This is a genomic window from Kitasatospora sp. NPDC007106, assembly GCF_040634455.1.
Classification (GTDB): domain Bacteria; phylum Actinomycetota; class Actinomycetes; order Streptomycetales; family Streptomycetaceae; genus Kitasatospora; species Kitasatospora arboriphila.
In genome coordinates this window covers 1-1,053 of record NZ_JBEYFP010001450.1, presented here as the reverse complement: position 1 = coordinate 1,053, position 1,053 = coordinate 1, and the positions used below count along the sequence as shown (strand labels likewise).

2 protein-coding genes are annotated in these 1,053 nt (G+C 73.8%); both read left to right on the top strand.

Features of this window, described 5'->3' with window-relative positions; all coding sequences use genetic code 11:
- The first annotated feature begins 51 nt into the window (after positions 1–51).
- Complete coding sequence (locus ABZ641_RS39195) at positions 52–627, top strand: DUF6461 domain-containing protein (RefSeq protein WP_359989515.1); 576 nt, start codon at positions 52–54, stop codon at positions 625–627.
- 70 nt (positions 628–697) lie between these two features.
- On the top strand, positions 698–1,053 hold a 356-nt coding region (locus tag ABZ641_RS39190), incomplete at its 3' end, for a hypothetical protein (protein WP_359989513.1).

The window sequence follows — 1,053 nt, the reverse complement described above, 5'->3', positions numbered from 1 at the left end:
GAGCGGGCGAGCTCCTTGCCCGTTGTTTTGCCCGGCGGGGGAGGGGTTCCGGTGGACGGCGGGTTGGCGTGGCTCCCGCAGGCGTACGACACGGGATTCTCCGTCACCTTCGCCGAAGGGCTGGACGCGCGGAGCCTGCTGCTCCGGCTCGGCTGCGAGAAGGAGTCGATCGACCGGATCGACGAGGACGACGCCCTGGACCGGCAGCTGACCGAGGACATCGTCATGATCCGGGCCGGAGAACGCGACGGCTGGGCCTTCGCGGTCCAGCGATGGACCGCCCAGGCGCTGCAGCCGGGCGTCCTGGAGGCGGTCTCGGCCGGCACGCGCGCCTTCGTCGTCGTCAAGACCGAGACGATCCCGTGGTTCTCCTACTGCGAGGACACCGAACCCGCCTGCGGCTTCGACCCGGGAGCGCCCTCCCGAAGACACGGCAGCACGCCGGAGTGGCTGCTCACCGCCATGGCCGAGGTCGGACTCGACCCCTCGCCGGACCCCTCCCCGGACGCGCCGCCCCCCACCGGCGTCGCCGGGATGCTGCTCCTCGCGGAGAAGGCCTTCGGCGTCGACCTCCCGTACGAGGCCGTCTTCTCCGGCGAACTGCTCGGCGGCATCGTCCCGGACTGACCGGTGACCGGCTGACCGTGGGACGGCCCGGACGCGCGCCGTGTCCGGGCCGCACGGCAGACTGCGGGCCGTGAGCCTGCGCGACGAAGTCGTTCTCAGCTGCTTCCTCCGCGACGACACGCCCGACGGCGTTCTGGCGGCCCTTCGGTGGCACCTCGGCCTGGACACCGACCGTCCGGCGGGACCGGACCCCGAGGAGCACGCGTACGCGGTGCTCCGCCCGGACCCGGACAGCCGGCTGCCCGGCGGGGACGTCGCCTCCCTGCGGCGCCGGTCCCGGGGCTTCACGGCCGAGGGGGAGCGCCATGCCTGGTGCCTGTTCAGCCGCGACCTCCTGGCCCTCCTCGACCTGATCGCGCCCCACGTCGACGGCCCGGGTCACGGCGGTCACGTCCGTGAGGAGTTCGCCGCCGTCCCGGCCGCCGT